Raw genomic sequence first — 24,738 nt, 5'->3', positions numbered from 1 at the left:
AGCGGATGGCTTTTGTATAGTCCGTTATTCTGTTACTGCAGGTCCGCCTTGCACACTGATGTGAGAAGAGACCGTGCCGAATTTTTTGAAGTTTGCTTGGAATTGGCGCGCTAATTCTTTCGCTTTTCTGTCGTATGCTTCTTTGTCTGCCCAAGCGTTGCGCGGGTTCAAGACTTCAGTCGGTACACCAGGAACTTCCTTTGGAACTTCAAAGCCGAATACAGCTTCTTTTTCTGTTTCTATGTTGTTCAGTTCGCCATGAATGGCTGCGCGCACCATTGTGCGTGTATAAGACAGCTTCATGCGGTTTCCGACGCCGTATTCTCCGCCAGTCCAGCCCGTATTGACCAGGAATACTTGGACGCCATGCTCGTCGATTTTTTTGCCGAGCATTTCAGCGTAGACCGTTGCATGCAGCGGAAGGAACGGCGAGCCGAAGCAAGTTGAGAATGTTGCTTCCGGAGAAGTGATGCCGCGCTCAGTTCCAGCCAGTTTGGATGTGTAGCCGCTCAAGAAATGGTACATCGCTTGCTCTTTTGTCAAATGGCTGATCGGAGGCAAGACGCCGAATGCATCAGCAGTCAGGAAAACGATCGTTTTTGGATGCCCCGCAACTGATGGATCCACTATATTGTCAATTGCTTGGATCGGATATGCAGCGCGTGTGTTTTCAGTCAATGAGCCATCGTGGTAATCAGGGATGCGCGTGCCTTCATCAACTACTACGTTTTCAAGAACAGAGCCGAAGCGGATAGCATCAAAAATTTGTGGTTCGTTTTCGCGAGTCAAATTGATGGTTTTAGCATAGCAGCCGCCCTCAATATTGAAAACGCCGTTATCTGACCAGCCATGCTCGTCATCGCCGATCAATCTGCGGTTTTCATCTGCGGACAGCGTTGTTTTTCCTGTGCCGGAAAGTCCGAAGAACAGCGTTACATCGCCTTCAGGGCCAACGTTTGCAGAACAGTGCATAGGAAGAATCCCTTTTTCAGGAAGGATATAATTCATAATAGAGAAAATCGATTTTTTCATCTCGCCGGCGTATTCAGTACCGCCGATCAAAATGATGCGTTTTTCCATCGACACGATGATGAATGTTTCCGAATCGGTGCCGTCTATTGCAGGATCAGCGTAGAATGTAGGTGCATATACGACGGTGAATTCAGCTTGGTGCGCTGCAAGTTCTTCTGCAGTCGGGCGGATAAACAATTGATGGGCAAACAAATTGTGCCAAGCGTATTCATTGATTGTCTGGATTGAAAGGCGTGATTCAGGGTCAGCGCCGGCAAATCCTTTAAAGACATACAAAGCTTCTTTTTGTTTCAGATGGTTGATGACTTTAGCGTAAAGGTTTTCAAAAACTTCAGATGAAATCGGGCGGTTGACGCTTCCCCAATCGATTTTATCTTTTGAGGTTTCTTCTTCTACCATATACTTGTCTTTTGGCGAACGGCCTGTGTATTTCCCGGTCTCCGCTGCAACAGCGCCATCCGCAGTCAATACCGCTTCGCCCCGGGATGTGGCTTCCTCCACTAATTGGGGAACAGATAATTGTACGCGTACAGTCGGGCTATTCAATAAATCATTCAGGTCATTTACAAAGTTTACTGAAGTCATATATGTACCTTCCTTTTCGGTTATTCCCATTTTTAAAACGGGGAGGTTGTATATTCGAACATTAGTATAACACATTGATTCGATTAGTCTATACTAATAACAGCCAAAATGCAAAGTTTCCAATCAGGGGGATTTTAGGCTCTTTTTGAAGTTTTTAAGAAGAAAAGGCAACTTTGTCGGAAAAAAGTTGACAGCAACAATTACATTCCGTAAGATGGAAAATTGAACGGATACTCTTATTCCGAGCTGGTGGAGGGGGCAGGCCCTATGAAACCCGGCAACCTGCTGTTATGCAGCGAAGGTGCCAAACCTGAAACAAGGCGCAGGGCCTTGGATGATAAGAGTGAAAGGTGCTAACGATGATTTTTTCCTTTCCTTATGTAAAAAAAGGAAGGGATTTTTTTGTGCAAATGCCCTTAATCCTCGTGTATAAAGGCCACAATACAACGGCTTGAAGCCTGTTCGATGAGAACGGGCTTGACATGGGAAATGAGTATCAGATCAATTTCGAGAGCAATCTCGCATGATATAAGGAGGAACACACATTTTGAAAAACCGTCGATTATTTACATCAGAATCAGTAACAGAAGGCCATCCGGATAAAATCTGTGACCAAATCTCAGATGCGATCTTGGATGCCATTCTAACAGAAGATCCAAATGCACGCGTAGCATGCGAAACGACTGTAACTACGGGACTTGTTCTTGTAGCTGGGGAAATTACAACTTCTACATATGTAGACATTCCAAAAGTAGTACGTGAAACAGTACGTGAAATCGGCTATACACGTGCCAAATACGGCTTCGACTCAGAAACAAGCGCAGTATTGACTTCAATTGATGAGCAGTCGCCTGACATCGCTGCTGGCGTTAACGTGGCGCTTGAATCACGCGAAGGCCAAATGACTGACAAGGAATTGGATGATATTGGAGCAGGGGACCAAGGTCTTATGTTCGGTTTCGCTACAAACGAAACTGAAGAATTGATGCCTTTGCCGATTGCTTTGGCTCATAAATTGGCACGCCGTTTGGCGGAAGTGCGCAAAGAGGAAATTCTTCCATACTTGCGCCCGGATGGAAAAACTCAAGTAACAATCGAGTATGATGAAAACAACAAGCCGCTTCGCGTGGACACAATTGTCATCTCTACTCAGCACCATCCTGAAGTAACGCTTGAACAAATTCAGCGCAACATCAAAGAATATGTCATCAACGAAGTGGTGCCAGCAGAATTGATGGATGCAGAAACAAAATACTTTATCAACCCGACAGGCCGTTTCGTTATTGGTGGGCCTCAAGGAGATGCAGGCTTGACCGGCCGTAAAATTATCGTTGACACTTATGGCGGATATGCTCGCCATGGCGGCGGTGCTTTCTCCGGAAAAGATGCGACAAAAGTTGACCGTTCAGCTGCATACGCTGCACGTTATGTAGCGAAAAACATTGTAGCTGCAGGACTTGCTGATCGTTGTGAAGTTCAATTGGCTTACGCAATCGGCGTAGCACACCCTGTATCTTTGGCGTTCGATACATTCGGAACTGGCAAAGTCAGCGAAGAAACTTTGATCGACCTTGTCCGCGCGAACTTCGATTTGCGTCCGGCTGGAATCATCAAAATGTTGGATCTTCGCCGTCCAATCTATAAACAAACTGCAGCTTATGGCCACTTCGGCCGCACAGATGTGGATCTTCCATGGGAACGCACTGACAAAGCAGCTTCTTTAAAAGAACAAGCTGGCGTTAAATGATAAATGATAAAAAAGCGGCCGGGCAAATTGCCCGGCCGCTTTTTTGTTTTCTTGATTAGTTCCCGGAAATGGCATGGATATCAATTGGCATAACGGGTGCGCCGCTATGCGCATTGAATTTTTCCGCTGCAGGAGGTAAGATGGAAACACTTAAAGAAATTACTAAAAATTCTAAAAATAAATATTGGATTTTATTTGCAGCTTTTGGGGAATCAGAATGAAAGGGGCCGATGCAATATAAAAAGCCGGAAAATCCGGCTCGTTACTGTTGTTGGAGCGATTTGTAATATGCCCCTTTTTCTCCGTACTCGCGGACAATCCGTTCCATATCGATTTTATCATCTTCACGCAGTTCTCGGACAACCTTGGCAGGCCGTCCCAGCGCCAGCATTCCAGGCGGAATCACTTTTCCTGGCGGAACGAGGCTTCCGGCTCCGATAAACGCGCCTTCGCCGACTTCGGCGCCGTCTAGAATGATGGATCCCATGCCGATCAACGCACCTTTCCGGATGGTGCAGCTATGAAGGGTCACTTGGTGGCCGATGGTTACATCATCTTCTAGCAGCAGCGTTTTTCCAGGGCTTTGATGTAGCATGCACAAATCCTGGATGTTGACGTTCTTGCCGATAATTGTCGGGGAGACGTCCCCGCGAATGACGGTATTGAACCAAACCGATGAACCGGAGTCAATTACAACATCTCCGGTCACTGTAACAAAATCGGCGATAAAGACGGATGGATGGATGGATGGATGTTTGTCTTTGAACGGATAGATCATTTGAAAAACTCCTTTAACGATAAATGATGTTTTAATCTTATCAAAACCAATTCAAAGGTCAAATTTAGGGAGATAGGGCTGGCAGATTCTTTCAAAGGGGGAAGATCGGATGTGGAAATGGGAAGCGGCTGGACAGGCGAAAGCTGTCATCGTTCTTATACATAGTGCATATGAACATCATCTGCGTTACGCTTGGCAAATCGAGCAGTGGCGTTCCCAAAATTTCAACGTCATCATGGGAGACCTGCCTGGGCATGGAGAGGGAATGGATGTCGGACTTGTACACGAGGAATCTTTTGAGGATTATGAACAGGCGGTCCGCTTGTCGATCGAAGCCGCGCAGAAAGACAGCCTGCCGGTGTTTGTCGTAGGCCATGGCTTAGGGGCGACCATTGCCATAAATGTTTTAAGCAAACATTCTTTTGCTGTAGCTGGCGCCGTTTTCACCTCGCCATGGCTCCACTTGATAAAGACGCCGTACAGCCTCTCCAAAGCGGTGCCGGGCCTGCATAAATTGATGGCAAATATGAAACTGGACCACGATATTCACATCCGCCACCTGACCCGTAACATCGAAGTGATCGTTGCCGAAAATGACGATAACTTATACAATACCTTGATCACCGCTGGTTGGTATAATGAACTGCAGGCTTATTTGAAAGGAACCGAACAAGGGAAAAACCGGTTTCCGGATATTCCGGTGTTTGTCCAGACGGGTGAAAAAGATGAAATCATCGATATTGATGCCGCAAAACAATGGCTTCTGCAACAGGATTTGAAGGAATTCAGTTTTAAAGAATGGAAAAATTGCTACCATGATTTGTTCCAGGAACCTGAGCGGGAAGACGTTTTCATTTCAGCTCATTTGTTCATGAAAAATGTATTGCGTTCACTCGGGTATCTAGTGGAGTGATGGGGCGTATGGAGGGACACCGATGGCTTTGAAATACAGCATACTTGACCAGTCGCCTATATCTGAAGGCAGCACACCAAAAGAAGCATTAAAGCAAACCGCCGAATTGGCACGGAAAGCGGAGGAGTGGGGATATACCCGATTCTGGGTTTCTGAACACCACGATGCAGAGACGCTCGCCGGTTCCTCTCCGGAAGTGCTTATTGCTCATTTAGGCGCAGTGACCACTAAAATCCGGCTTGGCTCCGGCGGAGTTATGCTGCCGCATTATTCAGCGTTCAAAGTAGCGGAGAATTTCAAGCTGCTTGAAGCGCTTTACCCGAATCGAATTGATGTAGGGGTAGGGCGGGCGCCAGGCGGCATGCCGCGGGCGAGCTATGCGCTGAACGAAGGCAGCAAACGGGACGCCAGCCGCTTTCCGGCTCAAATTGACGATCTCCGCATGTACTTGGCCGACTCCATTCCTGAGAATCATCCATACTACGGCATGAAGGCGACGCCTGTCACAGAATCGCCGCCGCCGATATGGGTATTGGGTTCCAGCCAAAGCTCAGCGGAACTTGCAGCCGAAAAAGGATTGCCGTACATGTTCGCCCAGTTTATCAATGGAGAAGGCGGCCAGAGTTTTGCGAGTACTTACCGGGACCGGTTTGTTTCTGCCGGCGGCAGCAGCCCCTATCAAGGCGTTGCCATTTTCGTTGTCTGCCAGGAAACGGAAGAGGAAGCGGAGCGCATTGCTTCTTCAATGGATTTAGCGCTTGCAATGGGGGCGCAAGGCATGCCGTCCAAAGGCACGCCGCCACCGGAAAGGGCAATAAATTATCCATATTCTAAATTTGAACGGCTTCTGGTCGAGGAAAACCGCAGGCGGATGATTGTCGGCACTCCCCGCCGGGTGGGGGACCAGCTGGAAAAACTGGCCGCATCTTACGGGGCGGAAGAAGTGATGATTGTTTCTATCGCCTACGATTTTAGCGCAAAACTGAAAACTTACCGTCTGATAGCGGAAGAAATGCAAAAACGTCAGGAAGCTTAAGCCTCCTGACGTTTTTATGTTTGCTGTTGTTTCATGTGCCGCAGAAAGTTCGATAGGAACCGCTTTCCGAGTCTGGCGGCGCAGCATATTCCGCTTGTTCAGGGGAGTGCGCAAACGGGTCTGCAAGAACAGCGAGCAAGCGTTCAAGGACACTGAAATCTCCATTGGCGGCCGCTTCAAGCGCGGCTTCAACCCGGTGGTTCCGCGGGATGACTGCTGGATTATTATTGCGCATCAATTCTTGCACCTCTTCTTTTGACTGGTGCTGGCGGCTGAGCCTTTCTTGCCAGCGGTCATGCCAGCCGATGAAACCTGATGTCCCGAACATTTCTGCCCCATCAAGTTTTCCGAAAGTCAGGGCCGCGAATGTATTGGTGTAATCTGCCTCATGCTCTTGCATCAACTCCAATAAATCATCAATCAAAGTTTCATCTTCCGCTTCTTTGTTGAACAAGCCAAGTTTGGAGCGCATGCCCGCATGCCAATTTTCATGGAACTGATCCGAATAAATTTTTAGCTGGGCTTGGGCTATTGCGACAGCTTCTTCCTGATCATCGTGCAAAAGAGGCAATAAGGTCTCGACAAAGCGTGCCAAATTCCAACCTCCTATGAGGGGTTGGTTGTTATATGCATAGCGGCCTTGTGCATCAATCGAACTGAATACCGTCTTCGGATGATAAACATCCATAAAAGCGCACGGGCCATAGTCGATTGTTTCACCGCTGATCGCCATATTGTCTGTGTTCATGACACCGTGGATAAAGCCGACGAGCTGCCATTTGGCGATCAATGAAGCTTGGCGGCTTGCCGCCTCTTGGAACAGTTTCAGGTAACGGTCCGGATCGTCCAGGCCGATTTCCGGAAAGTGGCGCTGCAAGGTGTAATCGGCCAAAGCCTGGACATCTTCTATCGATCCTGCACCTGCTGCATACTGAAAAGTGCCGACACGCAAGTGGCTGGCGGCTATGCGGGTCAATACAGCTCCAGGCAGAAAGCCGGCTTCACGGCGAATTGTTTCGCCAGTGGCGGCGACTGCAAGGCTGCGGGTTGTCGGGATGCCGAGTGCATGCATCGCTTCACTGATGATGTATTCGCGCAGCATCGGGCCCAGAGCAGCCCGGCCATCGCCGCCGCGCGAGTAGACGGTTCTCCCTGAACCTTTCAATTGGATATCAAAGCGCTGCCCATCCGGCGTAATTTGTTCGCCGAGCAGCAAAGCGCGCCCATCTCCGAGCATTGTCAAATACCCGAATTGGTGTCCGGCATATGCTTCAGCAAGCGGCTTGCCGCCTTCTGGAATTCGATTGCCTGCGAGCACGGCCACGCCGTCTTCACTTTCAAGCGCCTCAGCATTCAATCCCAAAGCACTTGCCAATGAATGGTTGAGAATGTCCAATTTTGGTGAAGGGACAGGATTTGGTTCCATGGTTGTATAAAATTTATCAGGAAGGCTGGTATAACTATTCTCTAAGTTCCATCCAATATCGGTTTTATCGATTTTTTTTGTCATGGGAATCCCCTTCTTCTTTTTTGGCTTTGTATGTTATGGACCGAAAAACATCTGCTTTGTTGTTTCTTAATCTGTATACCCTTTTGGCAGGAAGGTAAAGCCCGATAACCCGTGAAATGCTGCTGAAAACAGATGCGAAAAAAGGGCAGATGCCGAGAAAATGGCACTTGCCCTTCTTGCTATAAAACTTTCTTGCGCTTTTTTTCGACTGCAACAAGAAATGGCGGGGAGTGGCGCTGGTTGATAAAGCCATACTGCAAAACGTCAAAATCCGTTTGAGGCAGCGTACGGACATATTCCATGACGGCATCTCGTTCTTCGCTTCCGCCTTCATGCCCGCTGTAAATGACAACCAGCAGCAAACCATTCGGCTGGAGCAGTTCCAGGCATTGTTCCATCGCGGTAATGGTGCTTTGGGATTTGGTGATGATGCTATGGTCGCCTTTAGGCAGATAACCGAGATTGAAGACCGCAGCCGAAATAGGGGAAACCACATAATCACTGATTTTCGCATGGCTGTCATGGATCAGCTGGACGTGATGGAATGCTTCCACGCGGCTTTTCGTCGCTTGGATCGCTTCTTGCTGAATATCAAATGCGAAGACTTTGCCGGTGGGACCGGTCAGTTGGGCAAGAAAAAAAGTGTCGTGGCCATTGCCGGCAGTTGCATCAATAACCCGGTCGCCATTTGCCACAGCTTGTTCCAGCAGACTTTTGGTGAAGGGCAGAACGCGCTGCAAACTCATGATGTCACGCTCCCGGCAAATAGTCTTCCTTGCCAGCTGTCCCGGCGCACAAGCTCAGCATCAATGCCATTCAGCACGTCCCATTTGTTGACGCTCCACATCGGCCCAATCATCAAATCGATCGGACCGTCCCCTGTAATGCGCTGGACAACCATTTGGGGCGGCAGCACTTCCAGTTGATCAGCTACAAGATTGATGTATTCCTGCTTTTCCAGAAACTCCACCATTCCTTTTTCATACTGCTTGACCATCGGCGTCCCTTTCAACAAATGCAGCAAATGGATCTTGATGCCTTGGACATCGAGTTTCGCAACTTCACGTGCGGTCTCCATCATCATGTCACGATCCTCAAGCGGCAAGCCGTTGATGATATGGGTGCAAACCCGGATGCCGCGGCTGCGGAGTTTGTTGACTCCTTCGACATAGGACGGGAAATCATGGGCCCGGTTGACTAGCAGCGCTGTCCGTTCATGGACGGTCTGGAGTCCCAGTTCGACCCAAAGATATGTGCGTTCGTTGAGTTCCGCCAAGTAATCGACAACATCCTCAGGCAGGCAATCCGGCCGCGTGGCGATGCTCAAACCGACAACGTTTTCCTGTTCCAATGCCGCTTCGAATTTTTTCTTGATAACTTCCAGCGGTGCATGTGTATTCGTATAGGCTTGGAAATAGGCCATGTATTTGCCGTCTTTCCATTTTTGGTGCATCTTTGATTTGATTTTTTCAAACTGGACCGGAATCGGATCGACCCGATTGCCGGCAAAATCCCCTGATCCGGCAACACTGCAGAATGTACAGCCCCCGTGTGCAACCGTTCCATCGCGATTCGGGCAGTCAAAACCGGCGTCAAGCGCGATTTTCATCACCTTGAAGCCGAAATGATCGCGCAAATGGCGGTTCCATGTATAGTAGCGTTTGCCATCTGAAGAAAAGGGCAATGCATTTTCCATATAAAACAACTCCTCTTGGTTTTATTGTAGCATGCAGTAAAAATGCGCTTCAACGCCAGAAAAATCTGTTTTTACGGAATCCGAAATATTCCTCTTGCCGAGAAGCTTCAAAAAGAATACAATGGCTTTTGGAATTGAGGATGAAAGGAAGACTGGAATGCCTAAACGCGTCTGGCTGTTGATAATCGGAATGCTCGTAAACGTGACGGGGAATTCCTTTCTATGGCCGTTAACTACTATATATATGCATGATTATTTAGGGAAATCTTTATCGGTTGCCGGGCTGGTGTTAATGGTGAATGCCGGAGCGGCTATTATCGGCAATCTGCTTGGCGGATTGCTCTTTGACAGAATTGGCGGCTATCGTTCTATCATGGGCGGCATCATCGTGACCACACTTGCGCTCGCTGGCCTGACGGTTTGGCACGATTTTATGCAATTTGCCGTTTTGTATACCATTATCGGCTTCAGCGGGGGAATTGTGTTTCCAAGCATGTATGCAATGGTCGGGACTGTCTGGCCGGAAGGTGGAAGGAAGGCGTTCAATGCCATTTACCTGGCGCAAAATGTCGGCGTCGCAATCGGCCCCGCACTCGCAGGATTTTTGGCCGCTTACAGTTTTGATTATATTTTTGCAGCAAACTTGGGCATGTACATTCTTTTCTTTTTGATTGCTTTCTTTGGATTCCGGTCGTTGTCCATTTCGCCGATGAGCCATACATCGGTTTTTAATGAGAAAAAGAAAATCCGTAAAGCTGCACCTTTTTATGCGCTGATGATAGTGTCAATAGGGTATTTGCTATGCTGGATCGGCTATGTCCAGTGGCAATCCACAATTTCCGCGTATACACAGGAAATCGGAATCACCCTTCCGCAATATAGTCTCCTTTGGACAGTCAACGGTTTATTGATTGTCTTGGGTCAGCCGTTCATCCAGCCCATTATCAGGCGCATCGAAGACAATATCAAACGCCAACTGGTGATCGGCATCGTGATCATGATGGTTTCATATGTAGTAGTCGCATTTGCGGAAGAGTTCAGCATGTTCGTGATTGCGATGGTCATTTTGACCGTCGGCGAAATGTTTGTCTGGCCTGCTGTGCCGGCGCTTGCCAATCAATTGGCGCCGAAAGGGCGAGAAGGGTTCTACCAAGGAATTGTCAATAGCGTAGCGACAAGCGGCCGCATGATCGGTCCATTTTTTGGCGGTTTGATGGTGGATTTATATGGCATGCCGGCGCTCTTTGGGGTCATCACATTATTGGTCAGCGTCTCCATTGCAACTTCGCTTCTTTACGACTATCCATTGAAAAAGGAAATCAAAGAACAGCTTCAGGAGAATAACATGGAGTGAAAAAAGACCGGCAGCCCGGAGAAGGCAGCCGGTTTTATTTGTATGAAGCGTTTGACTTGGTTGCCTCCGTTTTCCGGATTGCCTTTTAATGGAGAGTTTGCTTAAATTGAGTATGAAAGCGCTTTATCGAAATGGGTCAATCCAGTGGATTTTGAAAGGGGAGCTTTGGGTGAAACCGATTTATGGATCTGCTCGGGAAGCAGTAGAGCAAATACAGAGTGGTGCGACGATCATGGTTGGCGGGTTCGGTTTGGTAGGGATCCCGGAACAATTGATTTTGGCGCTGGTGGACAAAGGGGTGACTGATCTGACTGTCATATCGAACAACTGCGGTGTGGATGATTGGGGTCTTGGGTTGCTGTTGAAAAACAAACAAATTAAAAAAATGATCGGTTCATATGTTGGCGAGAACAAAGAGTTCGAACGCCAAGTGCTGTCTGGCGAGATTGAAGTTGAATTGACTCCGCAAGGGACCCTGGCAGAAAAAATGCGTGCCGGCGGAGCTGGAATTCCGGCTTTCTTTACGCCGGCCGGAGTAGGGACGACCATAGCGGAAGGAAAAGAAATCCGTGAATTTGATGGCAAGGAATATGTGCTTGAGCATGCGCTGAAAGCGGATTTTGCACTAGTGCGCGCTGCCAAGGCGGATAAAATGGGCAACCTTGTCTACAATAAAACGGCACAAAATTTCAATCCCTTGGCTGCTGCGGCAGGCAAAGTGACGATTGCTGAAGTGGAGGAAATTGTGGAAACCGGTGATATCGATCCGAACCATGTCCATACACCAAGCATTTATGTGCAAGGGCTTTTGCAAGCAAAACAGGAAAAACGAATTGAACGCTTAACGACTCGAACCGTCTAAGAAAGGGTGTGGAATTTCGTGGATGACAAAAAAAGAGTAAGGGAACAGATAGCAAAGCGTGCGGAAAAAGAAATCAAAGACGGCGATTACGTCAATTTAGGAATCGGAATGCCGACCCTTGTCGCCAATTTCATCTCAGAAAACAAAAGTGTTGTGCTGCAATCTGAAAACGGCCTTCTTGGCATCGGGCCATATCCGACAGAAGATGAAGTGGATCCGGATTTGATCAATGCCGGAAAAGAAACGGTTTCGACGATTCCGGGCTCTGCCTTTTTCACAAGCGCCGAATCGTTTGCCATGATCCGCGGCGGCCATATCGACGTGGCGATTTTAGGCGGTATGGAAGTGTCGGAAAATGGCGACCTGGCCAACTGGATGATTCCCGGGAAAATGATTAAGGGGATGGGCGGCGCGATGGATCTTGTCCACGGGGCAAAAAAAGTCATCGTCATCATGGACCATGTCTCGAAGGACGGCTCCGCGAAAATCAAGAAACAATGTGATTTGCCGCTGACGGGCAAGGGCGTAGTCGACAAAATCATTACCGAACGCGCCGTGATCGAAGTGACGGAAAACGGTTTGGTGCTGACCGAAGTGTTTGAAGGGTACAGCGTCCAGGACATCATCGATTCGACAGGTGCGCCATTAAACACGGATAAGGTTAAAGTATCTTAAACTATTGCTAAAAAACGGTGCTTCGTCTAAAATATATAACAATAGCAAATGACAGCGAAGAGGATCAGTAGATTGCTTTTTTTCCCCAAGAGAGCCGGCGGTTGGTGCGAGCCGGTGAAAAGTGCAATCGAACTCGCCTTGGAGTCAGTGTATGTGAAACCAAGTAAGATACACCGTTTTCCGCGTTAAGGAGTCAAGTTGAGCGAGCAATCGCTAATTTGGGTGGTACCGCGGGAAAACTCCCGTCCCTTATTTTATTTAAGGGACGGGAGTTTTTATTTGTTCTGCTATCAATGCCGAGCTTTCTAGAGCGGGGGAAGCTGGGTTCGACAAGCAACACCGGCCTATTGGCCGTTTCCGCTTTTTAATAAGGAGGAACTGGACATGACATTCAAGCACAAAGAAGTTGAAAAGAAATGGCAGAAATATTGGGCCGACAACAAAACGTTCAAAATGGACAACGACGAGTCCAAAGAGAAATTCTACGCTCTTGATATGTTCCCATATCCGTCAGGGGCCGGCCTTCACGTGGGGCATCCGGAAGGCTATACAGCAACAGATATTTTGAGCCGCATGAAACGCATGCAGGGCTATAACGTCCTTCACCCGATGGGCTGGGATGCATTCGGCCTTCCTGCTGAACAATACGCACTTGATACAGGGAATGATCCGGCTGAATTCACTGCAAAAAATATCGCGACATTCAAGCGCCAAATCCAGGAGCTTGGATTCTCATATGATTGGGACCGGGAAATCAATACGACGGACCCGGCATATTATAAATGGACGCAGTGGATTTTCATTCAGCTATACAACAAAGGCCTCGCTTATGTGGACGAAGTGGCAGTGAACTGGTGCCCGGCTCTTGGAACAGTGCTTGCCAACGAAGAAGTGGTCGATGGATTGTCCGAGCGCGGCGGCCATCCGGTCGAGCGCCGTCCGATGCGACAATGGGTGCTGCGCATCACCGAATATGCAGACCGCTTGCTTGAAGATCTGGATGAACTGGACTGGCCGGAAAGCCTGAAAGACATGCAGCGCAACTGGATCGGGAAGTCCGAAGGGGCGGAACTTGAATTCCAAGTGGATGGAAATGGACATTCTTTCCGCGCGTTCACAACACGTCCGGACACTATTTTCGGCGCCACTTATGCAGTATTGGCGCCGGAACACAAATTGGTGGCAGATATCACGACCGAAGAACAAAAAGCCGCGGTAGAAGCTTATATTGATGATGTGAAAACGAAAAGCGATTTGGAGCGGACCGATTTGGCGAAGACCAAATCCGGAGTCTTCACAGGAGCTTATGCGGTCAATCCAGTAAGCGGCGAAAAAATGCCTATCTGGATTGCGGATTATGTTCTTGCAACTTACGGCACTGGCGCCATCATGGCAGTTCCGGCGCACGATGAGCGCGACTATGAATTTGCTAAGCAATTCGATTTGCCTATCGTTGAAGTCGTTTCAGGCGGCAGCATCGAAACCGAAGCCTATGCAGGCGACGGGGAATTGATCAATTCCGATTTCTTGAACGGGCTGAACAAAAAAGAAGCGATCGCCAAGGCGATTGCATGGCTTGAAGAACATGGCGTAGGGGAAAAGAAAATCACGTACCGCTTGCGCGACTGGCTATTCAGCCGCCAGCGCTATTGGGGCGAACCGATTCCAATCATCCACTGGGAAGATGGCACAATGACGGCTGTAGACGAAAAAGACTTGCCGTTGACGCTTCCGGTGACCACCGATATCAAACCGAGCGGAACCGGCGAATCGCCGCTTGCCAATATCGAGGACTGGGTCAATGTCGTCCATCCGGAAACAGGCTTGAGGGGCCGACGTGAAACGAACACTATGCCGCAATGGGCAGGCAGCTGCTGGTATTATTTGCGGTTTATCGATCCGACAAACGATGAAATGCTTGCAGATCCGGAACTTCTGAAGCGCTGGCTGCCGGTAGATGTCTATATCGGAGGAGCAGAACATGCCGTATTGCATTTGTTGTACGCACGTTTCTGGCATAAGGTGCTTTACGATGTAGGGGTTGTATCAACAAAAGAACCGTTCCAAAAATTGTTCAACCAAGGAATGATTTTAGGGGAAGGCAACGAGAAAATGTCGAAATCCAAAGGCAATGTCGTGAATCCGGACCAAATCATTGAAAGCCACGGAGCAGATACGCTTCGCATGTATGAAATGTTCATGGGGCCGCTTGAAGCGTCGATCGCTTGGTCGACAAATGGCCTTGACGGTTCCCGCCGCTTCCTTGACCGTGTATGGCGCTTGCTTGTGGAAGAGGGTCAATTGAGCGGGAAAGTGGTTGAAGCCAATGACGGCAAACTTGAAAAAGTCTACCACCAGACGGTCAAGAAAGTGACGGAAGACTTTGAAGCGCTTCGCTTCAATACAGCTATTTCACAAATGATGGTCTTCATCAATGAAGGCTATAAAGCCGATTCGATTCCACAGGAATATGTTGAAGGTTTTGTGAAACTCCTGTCTCCGATCGCGCCTCACGTAGCGGAAGAACTATGGGAAAAATTGGGCCACAGCGGAACCATCGCCTATGAAGCATGGCCGGCATTCGATGAATCGAAATTGGTTTCGGACGAAGTTGAAATCGTGGTTCAAGTGAATGGCAAAGTAAAAACGAAACTGGTTGTTGCCAAAGCCAGCACAAAAGAAGAACTGGAAACAGCGGCACTTGCCGACGAGCATGTACAAAAAGCGGCAGAAGGCAAACAAATCCGCAAAGTCATCGCGATTCCAGGGAAATTGATCAATATTGTAGTAGCATAAAAATAAAAAAACCGCCCTCCAGCTTAGTACTGGAGGGCGGTTTTTTTGGCCGGTTATGTGTTTGGGACAAATTCTGCTGCAAATCGTGCAGCGCTTTGGCCGGCAACATTGCCGGTAACCAACGCGGATGTGATGTTATAGCCGCCGGTATAGCCGTGGATATCCAGGATTTCACCGCAGAAATAAAGGCCTGCCTTCTTTTTGGATGCCATCGTCTTCGGCTCGATTTCTTTGATCGATACGCCGCCGCCTGTGACAAACGCTTTTTCGATAGGCTGCGTACCGTAGACAAACATGGAAAACGCGGTCAGTTGAGCCGCCAAGGTCCGGACTTTGTCGCTTGCGAGTTCTGCTCCGATCGCTTGCGGATCGATGCCCGCCCGCTCGAACAGGAACAGCAGCCAGCGTTCTTGGCCGATGCCTTTCCAGACATTCTTCACCGCTTTTTTCGGTTCATCTTTCATCATTCTATGGAGCATTTGGAACGCCGATTCGGCATTTTCATCCGGCAAGGAATTGATGCGGATTTCAACAGGCGCACCGCCATTTTTCTTCATTTCTTTCACAACGAATTGGCTGCAGCGCAGAATGGCTGGGCCGCTCAAGCCGAAATGGGTGAACAGCATATCCATTTGGTGGGTGACAAGCGCTTTTCCTTTTTTGTTGAGCACCGATACCGCCGCATCCCGAAGCGCCAAGCCTTGAAGTTCGCGGTTGACGATAAATGGCTCTTTCGACAGCAGAGGAACTTCCGTAGGATACAAGTCGGTTACGGTGTGGCCGGCTTTTTCTGCCCATGGATACCCGTCGCCGGTCGAACCCGTCTGCGGAACCGCTTTTCCGCCGACCGCCACTACCACCGCTTTGGCAGTGAACTCTTCGCCTGAATGCAGCCGGATACCGGTTACTTTTTCATCGGTCATCAGCAGTTTTTTTACCGGAGAATCAAGGAGGACTTTGACATTCAGGCGCTCCATTTCACGGAACATCGCATCCGCCACATCTTGAGCCCGGTCGGAAACAGGGAACATGCGGCCGTGGTCTTCTTCTTTCAGCGCTACGCCGAGGCCTTCGAAGAAAGCGATGATATCTTCATTATTGAAAACGGAAAACGGGCTGTGCAAAAACCGGCCATTTCCTGGAATGTTTTTCACAATTTCGTCAAGAGGAAGGCGGTTGGTGACATTGCAGCGCCCGCCGCCCGAAATGACCAGTTTTTTTCCGAGTTTTTTTCCTTTTTCGACCAACAAAACCTTTTGGTTCCTGGAAGCGGCAGCAATGGAAGCCATGAGCCCCGAAGGACCCCCGCCGATAATAATTACGTCATACATAAAATAAGAACTCGCTTTCGTTTTTCTTTTCAGTATACACGATGCATCGAAACACGTTGAGTAATTTCTTCTATGGGTGTAAACTATCGTGTAGATTGTTTTTTTAGAAGAGTAAATGCTGTGTCCCTTAGCCAGATTATTTTATACAAGTCAGGAAGTGCAAAATGTCAACACTCATCAAAGGAACCGCCATTTTAACTTTAGGTTTATTTTTATCGAAGATTCTTGGAGTTATTTATGTTATTCCGTTTTACGGCATGGTCGGAGAAGAAAATATCGGCCTTTACCAATATGCGTACATACCTTATAACCTCATGTTGTCGCTCGCCATATCAGGAGCGCCGATCGCTTTTTCCAAGTTTGTAGCAAAGTACAATTCGCTCGGCGACTATGAAACCGGGCGGAGGCTGTTAAAATCCGGATTGCTGACGATGATGGCCACCGGTTTTGTGTCCTTTTTGCTGCTGTATTTCTTTGCTGAACCGCTTGCCCATATGACAATAGACGAGAATGACAAAACCCACTCGGTGCAGGACGTCAAAGAAGTGATCCAGTGGGTCAGTTTCGCGCTCATCGTTGTACCGTTCATGAGCTTGTGGCGCGGATTTTTCCAAGGCTATAACTTCATGATGCCGACTGCGGTTTCCCAGTTGATCGAGCAGATCGTCCGCATCATTTTCTTGCTTGCGGGCGCCTACATCGTCTTGAATTTCCTGGACGGCACTCCGAAAACCGCTGTACAGGTCGCAGTTCTATCTGCTGCTATCGGGGCACTCGGCGGTGTGTTGGTCCTGTTCTACTACTGGCGCAAGAAAAAGCCGGAGTACAACCAACTCCGGGCAAATTCAGTTGAATCGTATGATGTGCGTTTACGCGACATGTACAAGGAAATTCTTGTTTACGCTGTGCCGGTCGTGTTTCTGGGCATCGCAAATCCGCTGTTCCAATTTGTCGACATGCTGACGTTCAACAACGCAATGAGCGGGACGCCGAATGCGGAAGAGTCCAGCACCTACTTGAGTATTCTCAACTTTACCGCCCATAAACTGGTGATGATTCCGGTCATGCTGGCAACCGGCTTCTCGATGGCATTGATCCCGCTTGTCACGAAATATTTCACGAAAAACGAACATCTGCAAGTGACCCGGACATTGGACCAGTCGTTTCAAGTGTTGCTGTTTTTGACTTTGCCGGCAGTGGTCGGCATGACGATGCTGTCAGATGAGCTTTACCACGTATTCTATGAAACAAGCGCAAGCGGTTCTGAGATTCTTGCGCATTATTTGCCGGTGGCGATTTTGTTCGCACTGTTCCCGGTGACAGCTTCCATTCTGCAAGGAATCAACCAGCAGAAATGGATCATCTTGAATCTACTGGTCGGCCTGCTGCTGAAGCTGGCCTTGAACATCCCGCTCATTAAATTGTTTGAAACAGACGGGGCGATTGCTGCAACAGTCATCGGATATGTAGCGGCTATCGGCATGAACTTGGCAGTTATCGCAAAAACGCTAAACTACCGCTCTTCTTTAGTAGTAAGAAGAATCGTATTGATCCTCCTGATGAACGCTGCAATGGCAGCTGCTGTGTTTGCGGCTATATCGGTGCTGGATCTGTTTCTTCAAATGGACAGCAAGTTCCATTCGGTCATTCGAATCCTGTTAGTCGGAGCAGTAGGAGGAGCGGTTTACGGCTTTATCGGATTGAAAACGGGCATCGCGCAAAAACTGCTTGGTGAACGATTGACCAAATATACGCGTAAATTCGGTTTCTAGGAGGAGAGCATGCGAATCGACAAATTTCTGTCCAATATGGGATTCGGTTCCCGAAAAGAAGTGAAGGTTTTGCTGAAATCCAAAGCGGTGGAAGTGAACGGCATCGTTGTCCGGGATCCGAAAGTGCAAGTCGACGAACAAAGCGACACTGTTGAAGTGAATGGTGAAGCGGTGGAATATGTGAAGTTTATCTATCTTCTGCTGAACAAGCCTGCAGGGGTCGTCTCAGCCACAGAAGACAATTACGACCGGACGGTCATTGATCTTCTGAAAGAAGAAGAAAAACACTTTCAACCGTTTCCAGTCGGCCGGCTCGACAAGGACACAGAAGGATTTTTGCTTCTCACCAATGACGGGCAGCTGGCCCACGAATTGCTGTCGCCGAAAAAGCACGTTGAAAAAACGTATTTTGCTGTCATTGCCGGCCAAGTGACCAGCGATGACGTCAAAGCGTTTGAAAAAGGCGTTGCGCTCGAAGATGGCTATGTGACCAAACCCGGGAAGTTGAAAATTTTAAAAAGCGGCCCGGTGTCGGAAATCGAACTGACAATTACAGAAGGCAAATTCCATCAAGTCAAACGGATGTTCATAAGCGTCGGCAAAGAAGTAAAGTATTTGAAGAGGCTATCGATGGGGCCACTGTCGCTGGATCCTGCGCTAAAACTTGGACAGTATCGACATTTGACCGTAGAGGAAGTTGAATTGTTAAAACAAAGAAAATGACCGCAGTTTTTTGCGGTCATTTTCTTTGTTTAGAAAGCCATTCAGGTTGTCACTTTCACTTTTTTGTGCGTCGTTGTCCATTTGCCTCGAGTTGGGCTAATCACCAAATCGTTAAAGGCTAACACATTCAAATCTCTTTGAATGGTGCGAGGAGTGATGCCGAATTCATCGACTAAATCTTGCGTAGTTACAGTTCCGTTATCACGGATGTACTTATACATATCTTTAATTCGGATGAGCATGCGATCAGTGGTAGGTTTCATTAAGTTAAACCACTCCTTCATCTTTTTTCCCATTGGCAAAGACTAGCGGACGATGTGCTGAGGTTTATACAGCAGGCTAAGTAATGAGAACGACAACCCCTTTTTCTAAAAAATATGTCAAATTAATTTATTTGACAATTTGATTATATCGAAAAAACAATTAGTTTACTATAATTTTCGCTTTTTTCCTTCTATTTAAGCAGATAAAAGGCGAAATAATGTCCATTTTATGCAACAGTTATTTAATTTATGCAAAAAAGGTGTACAATAGCTTTAATAAAAGGAGAGTGGAATATGGATTGGCAACTGGAAGCAGAAAAAAGAAAAGACAAAATGCTTAAGGAATTGCAGCAGCTGATTGCTATTCCAAGTGTTTTAAGCGAAGAAACGGAACCGGAAGCTCCCTTTGGAAAGGACGTAAAGCGGGCGCTAGAGTGGTTTTTGGAGAAAGGCACTGAAAATGGATTCAGTGTAAAAAATGTAGATTATGTAGCCGGTCATCTTGAAACTGGCCAAGGTGACGAACTGCTTGGCATTTTGGGGCACGTAGATGTGGTGCCGGCTGGAGCGGGCTGGACAAAAGATCCATTCGGTGGAGTTATAGAAAGCGGCAAGCTTTTTGGCCGGGGCGCTATTGATGACAAAGGACCGACAATTGCAGCTTGGACTGCGCTGAACATAGTGAAAGAAGCGGGGTTCGAGTTTTCCAAGCGCGTCCGCCTCATCATTGGCACTGACGAAGAAAGCGGCTTCCGCTGCGTAAACCGCTATTTCGAGACAGAGGAAATGCCGACAATCGCATTTGCGCCGGATGCCGATTTTCCGATCATCAACGCGGAAAAAGGAATTGCAGGCCTTGTTCTTTCAAAAACGGAGTGGCCGCAGGCCGATGAACTGGTTTCATTCAAGTCCGGGGAACGGACCAATATGGTTCCGGATTTAGCGGAAGCGACAGTCGCGGGTGAGTTGGCAGAATGGCAGGAACGCTTCAATACCTTTTGCGCTAGGCACCAAGTGAGCGGATCCGCAATTGAGAGCAATGGGTATACGACCCTTTCCCTTCATGGCAAATCAGCCCATGCGATGGAGCCGGATCTAGGCATCAATGCCGGCATCTTGCTCGCTTTGTTCTTGAAGGACCATTTGAGTGGGGATGGCAAGCATTTCACTGAATTTATTGCCGGCCATTTCCATAATGATTCGCGGGGCAGAAGATTCGGCCTCGAATATAATGACGAAGTTTCGGGCGATACAACATTCAACGCGGGCGTCATCCGGTTTGAAAGTGGCAAAAAAGCGACGGTTGCCATCAGCATGAGGTATTCGGTCACTTATCCTTTTGAAGAAAAGATGGCCAAGTTTGGGGCGGAAGGCTTTACACTGGAAATTGCCTCGAACTCGCGGCCGCATCATGTGGATGAAAACGACCCATTTATCGAAACCTTGCAGTCGGTGTATGAAAAACAAACCGGCCAAAAGGCGGACCTTTTGGCGATTGGCGGCGGAACGTATGCCCGTGTCTTGAAAAAAGGCGTAGCATTTGGCATGCTGTTCCCAGGGGAAAAAGATGTTGCCCACCAACTGGATGAATTTGTGGATATTGACAACTTGGTAAAAGCGACTGCTATTTACGCAGAAACGATCTACCAATTAGCTTGTAAAAAATGAGAAAAGAGGGATTGGCTATGGACTTGATTTTACATAACGATCAATTTATCCGGGAAGAAGAATTGGTGATTTCCAAAGAAGACCGCGGTTATCAGTTCGGGGACGGAATTTATGAAGTCATCCGTGTTTATGAAGGAAACCTATTCACGGCAAAAGAACATATCGACCGGTTTTACGCGAGTGCGGAAAAGATAAAAATCGTCATTCCTTATACTAAGGATGTTTTCCACAAGTTGATGTACGATTTGGTTGAAAAAAACGAAATCAATAACGGCCAAGTGTATGTACAGATCACTCGCGGCGCTTCGGTTCGGCAGCACCATTTTCCGGCAGACACGCCGCCGGTCCTGATCGGTTACACAAAATCGGTCGAACGTCCAGTGGAATTGATGGAAGCAGGGGTCCGGGCGACTTTTATCGAAGATATCCGCTGGCTCCGCTGCGACATCAAGAGCTTGAACCTTCTCGGCAATGTGCTTGCAAAACAAGAAGCATATGATAAGGGCTTTTACGAAGCGATTCTTCACCGGGGAGAAACGGTAACAGAAGGCTCTTCAACAAACATGTACGGAATAAAAGACGGCGTGGTATATACACACCCGACAGATAACCTGATTTTGCCGGGCATTACAAGAAGCGTCATTCTGGAACTCTGTGAACAAGCAGGCATCGGAGTCCAGGAAACGGCTTTCACAAAAACAGAGGCGCTGGAGATGGATGAGTTTTTCTTGTCTTCAACAACTGCGGAAGTGATGCCGATCATCGAGATCGACGGGCACCCGATTGGCGACGGAACTCCGGGCCCCTTGACCAAAATTCTTCAAAAAGCGTTTGCAGCGAATTTGAATTTGGCTGTCAAGGCATGAATGTGGTCGGCGAAAGCCGATCACTATTTTTTTATAACTCTTTAAATGATAAACTGAAAAGAGGTGGTGCAAATGTCCAAACATTACTTTATCGGAATCAAAATTCCTGAAGAAGTTGCCGTGGCATTGGACGCGGCAAGACAAGAATGGAACTTGGCGAGCCATAAACGATATACCCCGCCAGTCGATATGCACATTACCTTGCTATTCATCGGCAACGACCCTCATGGGGAAATCGAGGCTGCAGCAAAAGCGCTGAAGAGTGTGGAACATGCGCCTTTCGATCTTGCAGTCAACGGCGCAGAAACATTCGGCAACCCTTCAACTCCGCGTATCATCTATGCATCAGTCGAAGCTAGCAAGGAATTGGCCGCTTTGCACGACCAGGTCCGGCAAACGCTCCTTCCCTTCAACATGAATCCAGATACAAAACCGTTCGTACCGCACATTACCCTGGCAGGCAAATGGAAAGGCGGGCCGCCGATCGAGCAGCAATTGACGCTCAAGCCGGCCACGTTCCGAGTGGCGGAATTCTCCATATTCCAAATCGAGCCGCAACAAGTGCCAAGGTATATCCCTATCCACACTTACCAGTTGAAAGAGGGATGACGAATGATCCGAACAAATGTCATGGGATCGCTGAACTGCAACTGATGAAAGTGATATTCATCATCAACCCAGTCGCCGGCAACGGCATTGCATTGAAGAAATGGCGGCTCTTTGAGCAAACTGCCAAATTCCCTTTTGAAGCCCAGTTTACTGAAGCGTCAGGGCATGCGATCCAAATGGCGAAAGCGCTGCATACCTCAAAAGGACCCATCCTTCTCATCGGTTTTGGAGGCGATGGTACGCTGCGTGAAATCGTTGCTGGAGCGGCAGGAGCAGAAAACCTCATCGTCGGTGCCGTAGCAGCGGGATCGGGGAATGATTTCTGTAGAGGCTATACCGCTTTTCAGGATGCTGAGGCTATTTTGCGATTTTTAAAATGCCCGAAGTCCATAAAAGAAGATTTAGGGGAGCTTTGCGATGGAGGGGCAAGCCCCTTTGTCAGCTCTGCAGGAATGGGTTTCGATGGAGAGATTTCCATGCTGGCCAATCGATCATCGGCAAAAAAGTGGCTGAATAGACTTGGTGCAGGAAAAATCGTTTATTTGCTTTATGTGATAAAAACCCTGGTGAGTTTTGAAAGGTTTCAATTGGTGGTGGAGGAAGGAAACCGCAAACTGGTTTTTGATAATGTCTGGTTTGCCACCGTCAGCAACCAGCCTTACTTCGGTGGCGGCATGAAAATTTCCCCGCAATCCAAAACGGATGATGGACTATTGGAATTGACGGTAGTCCATAATTTATCCCGTTTGAAACTGCTGCTCGTTTTTGGTACGGTATTTACCGGAACCCATACCCGCTTCAAGGAAGTGGCCCAGATGAGCCGTCCGCAGTTCCAGCTAACAGCGGGCAAAGCGGTCTTCCGCCATGTGGACGGGGATGGTGCTGGAACGACACCTGTAAATCGGGCAGTAACATATGCCGTAAGCAAACAGCATTGGCAATCTGTGAATATAGAAAAGAAAGAGGAAGTCTAATGAGATCACGTTTTAAACCATGGGCGGCAGAATTGATCCAAGCCCATCCGGAAATCGTTATTCCCGAGCCGGAAACAGTAAAAGGGAAATGGCAAGAAGTTTTTGGCAACAGCAACCCGCTGCATATTGAGGCGGGAACAGGAAAAGGGCGGTTTATTGTCGGCATGGCAAAGATGAATCCTGAGATCAATTATATCGGGATCGAACTTTTTGACAGCGTCATAGTCAGCGCATTGGAACGCATATTGGAAGAAGAAGGCGGCATTCCGAACTTGCGCCTATTGAAGGTGAACGCGAAAAACATCGAATCTTATTTTGAAAAAGGCGAAGTGGACCGGCTTTATTTGAATTTTTCAGATCCATGGCCAAAGACGCGCCATTCGAAGCGCCGTTTAACGCATGAGACGTTTTTGCGCTTGTATGAGACTGTTCTTCCTGAAAATGGCGAAATCCATTTCAAGACAGACAATCGCGGCTTGTTTGAGTATTCGCTTACAAGCATTTCCGAGTACGGCATGCTATTGAAAGACGTATCGTTGGATTTGCATGCGAATGAGCCGGAATGGAACATCATGACTGAATATGAAGAGAAGTTTTCGAAAAAAGGCCAGCCGATTTACCGGCTGGAAGCACAATTTCAAAGGAATTGATGATCAGGGGGATGGAATATGGATAAGTTTCAATTTCACGATATGGCATTAACGTGGCTGGACGGGGGAACCACTTGGCTGGACGGGGGCACAATGTTTGGAGTAGTGCCGAAAGTTGTTTGGTCAAAGCGGTATCCAGTCACTGAAAACAATCAAATCGAATTGCCGACTCATCCGATTTTAGTGCAGTATCAAGGCCATAACATCATCATCGACAGCGGTCTTGGTTCAGGGAAATTGACAGACCGCCAAAAACGCAACTTGGGTGTTTCTTCAGAATCCCGTATCGATGAAGAGCTTTCGGAACTTGGGCTTTCTGCAGAAGATATTGATACTGTCTTGATGACGCATTTGCACGGCGACCATGCTGCTGGCCTGACAAAAAAACAAGGCGAATCTTACGTGCCGAGTTTTCCGAATGCGAAGATCCATGTGTCCTCAGTAGAGTGGGAAGAAATGCAAAATCCCAATATCCGTTCCAAGAACACTTACTGGAAAGAAAATTGGGAGCCGATTGCATTCCAAGTTGAGACGTTTGATAAAGAAAAAACGCTTTTTGACGCCATCACGATGGTCCATACAGGCGGCCATTCAAATGGCCATAGTGCCATAAAATTAAGGAGCGGCGGCGAAACGATCCTGCATATGGGGGATATCATGCCGACGCATGCCCATCAGAATCCGCTTTGGGTGCTGGCATATGACGACTATCCGATGGACTCGATCTACGCCAAAGAGAAATTGGTGAAAGAGGCGTTGGAAAAGGGCTATTATTTCAGTTTTTATCATGATGCCTATTATCGTTTGTTGAAGTGGGGACAGGACGGCAAAGCCATTACAGAATCGGTAAAATACAAAGAACTGCAATTTTAAAAAGAGCCGGGAATCCCGGCTCTTT

The 24,738-nt window shown here is 48.0% G+C and carries 22 protein-coding genes, 1 riboswitch and 1 other annotated feature; of the genes, 15 read left to right on the top strand and 7 right to left on the bottom strand.

The annotated features are described in order from the left end of the window. Positions 1–24: 24 nt before the first annotated feature. Positions 25–1,617: a phosphoenolpyruvate carboxykinase (ATP) gene (gene pckA, locus FQV30_RS11760; RefSeq protein WP_146500333.1), complete on the bottom strand. Its 1,593-nt coding sequence runs from the start codon at positions 1,615–1,617 to the stop codon at positions 25–27. A gap of 233 nt (positions 1,618–1,850) precedes the next feature. Next, positions 1,851–1,961: riboswitch (SAM riboswitch) on the top strand. A 200-nt stretch (positions 1,962–2,161) separates the two neighbouring features. Between pckA and metK the strand changes: the two genes are divergently transcribed. Beyond that, the gene (gene metK, locus FQV30_RS11755; protein ID WP_186725637.1) at positions 2,162–3,364 is read left to right on the top strand and encodes a methionine adenosyltransferase; all 1,203 of its coding nucleotides are present in this window, start codon (positions 2,162–2,164) and stop codon (positions 3,362–3,364) included. 262 nt (positions 3,365–3,626) lie between these two features. Here metK and FQV30_RS11750 read toward each other — a convergent pair whose 3' ends face one another. Beyond that, entirely contained in the window at positions 3,627–4,142 is a 516-nt protein-coding gene (locus FQV30_RS11750) for a gamma carbonic anhydrase (RefSeq protein ID WP_146500331.1), read from the bottom strand. A 109-nt stretch (positions 4,143–4,251) separates the two neighbouring features. Between FQV30_RS11750 and FQV30_RS11745 the strand changes: the two genes are divergently transcribed. Then, positions 4,252–5,055 carry an alpha/beta hydrolase gene (locus FQV30_RS11745; protein ID WP_146500330.1) on the top strand — a complete coding sequence of 268 codons (804 nt, stop codon included), beginning with the start codon at positions 4,252–4,254 and terminating at the stop codon, positions 5,053–5,055. A 22-nt stretch (positions 5,056–5,077) separates the two neighbouring features. Then, on the top strand, positions 5,078–6,091 hold the full coding sequence (locus FQV30_RS11740; RefSeq protein WP_146500329.1) for an LLM class flavin-dependent oxidoreductase: 1,014 nt from the start codon (positions 5,078–5,080) through the stop codon (positions 6,089–6,091). 31 nt (positions 6,092–6,122) lie between these two features. On the opposite strand, the gene FQV30_RS11735 is transcribed toward FQV30_RS11740, so the two are convergent. From FQV30_RS11735 to mnmL, 3 genes are all read right to left on the bottom strand, one after another. Further along, positions 6,123–7,601: a protein adenylyltransferase SelO gene (locus tag FQV30_RS11735; RefSeq protein WP_146500328.1), complete on the bottom strand. Its 1,479-nt coding sequence runs from the start codon at positions 7,599–7,601 to the stop codon at positions 6,123–6,125. Positions 7,602–7,780: 179 nt separating this feature from the next. Then, positions 7,781–8,347: a tRNA 5-(aminomethyl)-2-thiouridylate-methyltransferase MnmM gene (gene mnmM / locus FQV30_RS11730; protein WP_146500327.1), complete on the bottom strand. Its 567-nt coding sequence runs from the start codon at positions 8,345–8,347 to the stop codon at positions 7,781–7,783. After that, complete coding sequence (mnmL, locus tag FQV30_RS11725; RefSeq protein ID WP_146500326.1) at positions 8,344–9,297, bottom strand: tRNA modification radical SAM protein MnmL/YtqA; 954 nt, start codon at positions 9,295–9,297, stop codon at positions 8,344–8,346. Before mnmL ends, mnmM begins: the two co-directional genes overlap by 4 nt. A gap of 157 nt (positions 9,298–9,454) precedes the next feature. Between mnmL and FQV30_RS11720 the strand changes: the two genes are divergently transcribed. From FQV30_RS11720 to leuS, 4 genes are all read left to right on the top strand, one after another. Continuing rightward, a complete protein-coding gene (locus FQV30_RS11720; protein ID WP_146500325.1) occupies positions 9,455–10,651 on the top strand; it encodes an MDR family MFS transporter in 1,197 nt (398 codons plus the stop codon). Between the two features lie 169 nt (positions 10,652–10,820). Next, entirely contained in the window at positions 10,821–11,513 is a 693-nt protein-coding gene (locus FQV30_RS11715; protein ID WP_146500324.1) for a CoA transferase subunit A, read from the top strand. Positions 11,514–11,531: 18 nt separating this feature from the next. Next, positions 11,532–12,188 carry a 3-oxoacid CoA-transferase subunit B gene (locus FQV30_RS11710; protein ID WP_146500323.1) on the top strand — a complete coding sequence of 219 codons (657 nt, stop codon included), beginning with the start codon at positions 11,532–11,534 and terminating at the stop codon, positions 12,186–12,188. Positions 12,189–12,233: 45 nt separating this feature from the next. Beyond that, positions 12,234–12,441: a binding site (T-box leader), on the top strand. Between the two features lie 131 nt (positions 12,442–12,572). Next, complete coding sequence (leuS, locus tag FQV30_RS11705) at positions 12,573–14,984, top strand: leucine--tRNA ligase (protein WP_146500322.1); 2,412 nt, start codon at positions 12,573–12,575, stop codon at positions 14,982–14,984. 53 nt (positions 14,985–15,037) lie between these two features. Here leuS and FQV30_RS11700 read toward each other — a convergent pair whose 3' ends face one another. Beyond that, the gene (locus FQV30_RS11700) at positions 15,038–16,315 is read right to left on the bottom strand and encodes a BaiN/RdsA family NAD(P)/FAD-dependent oxidoreductase (protein WP_146500321.1); all 1,278 of its coding nucleotides are present in this window, start codon (positions 16,313–16,315) and stop codon (positions 15,038–15,040) included. A 164-nt stretch (positions 16,316–16,479) separates the two neighbouring features. On the opposite strand from FQV30_RS11700, the gene FQV30_RS11695 reads away from it, so the two are divergent. Together FQV30_RS11695 and FQV30_RS11690 are read left to right on the top strand one after the other, a co-directional pair. After that, positions 16,480–18,087, top strand: coding sequence for a putative polysaccharide biosynthesis protein (locus FQV30_RS11695; RefSeq protein ID WP_146500320.1), 1,608 nt, complete (start codon positions 16,480–16,482; stop codon positions 18,085–18,087). Positions 18,088–18,096: 9 nt separating this feature from the next. After that, on the top strand, positions 18,097–18,810 hold the full coding sequence (locus FQV30_RS11690) for a pseudouridine synthase (protein ID WP_146500319.1): 714 nt from the start codon (positions 18,097–18,099) through the stop codon (positions 18,808–18,810). A gap of 41 nt (positions 18,811–18,851) precedes the next feature. Here the strand turns inward: FQV30_RS11690 and FQV30_RS11685 are convergent, their stop codons facing one another. Next, on the bottom strand, positions 18,852–19,073 hold the full coding sequence (locus FQV30_RS11685; protein WP_106534341.1) for a DeoR family transcriptional regulator: 222 nt from the start codon (positions 19,071–19,073) through the stop codon (positions 18,852–18,854). 294 nt (positions 19,074–19,367) lie between these two features. Between FQV30_RS11685 and pepV the strand changes: the two genes are divergently transcribed. The 6 genes from pepV to FQV30_RS11655 all read left to right on the top strand — a co-directional run bounded on the left by pepV (position 19,368) and on the right by FQV30_RS11655 (position 24,713). Further along, positions 19,368–20,741 carry a dipeptidase PepV gene (gene pepV / locus FQV30_RS11680; RefSeq protein WP_146500318.1) on the top strand — a complete coding sequence of 458 codons (1,374 nt, stop codon included), beginning with the start codon at positions 19,368–19,370 and terminating at the stop codon, positions 20,739–20,741. A 17-nt stretch (positions 20,742–20,758) separates the two neighbouring features. Beyond that, on the top strand, positions 20,759–21,607 hold the full coding sequence (dat, locus tag FQV30_RS11675) for a D-amino-acid transaminase (protein WP_146500317.1): 849 nt from the start codon (positions 20,759–20,761) through the stop codon (positions 21,605–21,607). A 72-nt stretch (positions 21,608–21,679) separates the two neighbouring features. Then, positions 21,680–22,216 (top strand): RNA 2',3'-cyclic phosphodiesterase, encoded by a 537-nt coding sequence (gene thpR / locus FQV30_RS11670; protein WP_146500316.1) that lies wholly within the window; start codon positions 21,680–21,682, stop codon positions 22,214–22,216. Further along, on the top strand, positions 22,213–23,190 hold the full coding sequence (locus FQV30_RS11665; protein ID WP_255473416.1) for a diacylglycerol/lipid kinase family protein: 978 nt from the start codon (positions 22,213–22,215) through the stop codon (positions 23,188–23,190). Before thpR ends, FQV30_RS11665 begins: the two co-directional genes overlap by 4 nt. After that, positions 23,190–23,840, top strand: a complete 651-nt coding sequence (gene trmB / locus FQV30_RS11660) for a tRNA (guanosine(46)-N7)-methyltransferase TrmB (RefSeq protein WP_146500315.1) — start codon at positions 23,190–23,192, stop codon at positions 23,838–23,840. The genes FQV30_RS11665 and trmB overlap by 1 nt, the downstream gene beginning before the upstream one ends. A gap of 18 nt (positions 23,841–23,858) precedes the next feature. Continuing rightward, positions 23,859–24,713 carry a YtnP family quorum-quenching lactonase gene (locus FQV30_RS11655; RefSeq protein ID WP_146500314.1) on the top strand — a complete coding sequence of 285 codons (855 nt, stop codon included), beginning with the start codon at positions 23,859–23,861 and terminating at the stop codon, positions 24,711–24,713. Positions 24,714–24,738 lie beyond the last annotated feature (25 nt).

It is taken from the genome of Planomicrobium sp. CPCC 101110 (genome assembly GCF_007859395.1).
Taxonomy (GTDB): Bacteria; Bacillota; Bacilli; order Bacillales_A; family Planococcaceae; genus Planococcus.
Note: the sequence above shows the minus strand (reverse complement) of the source record. Positions and strands in the feature narration are given on the sequence as shown.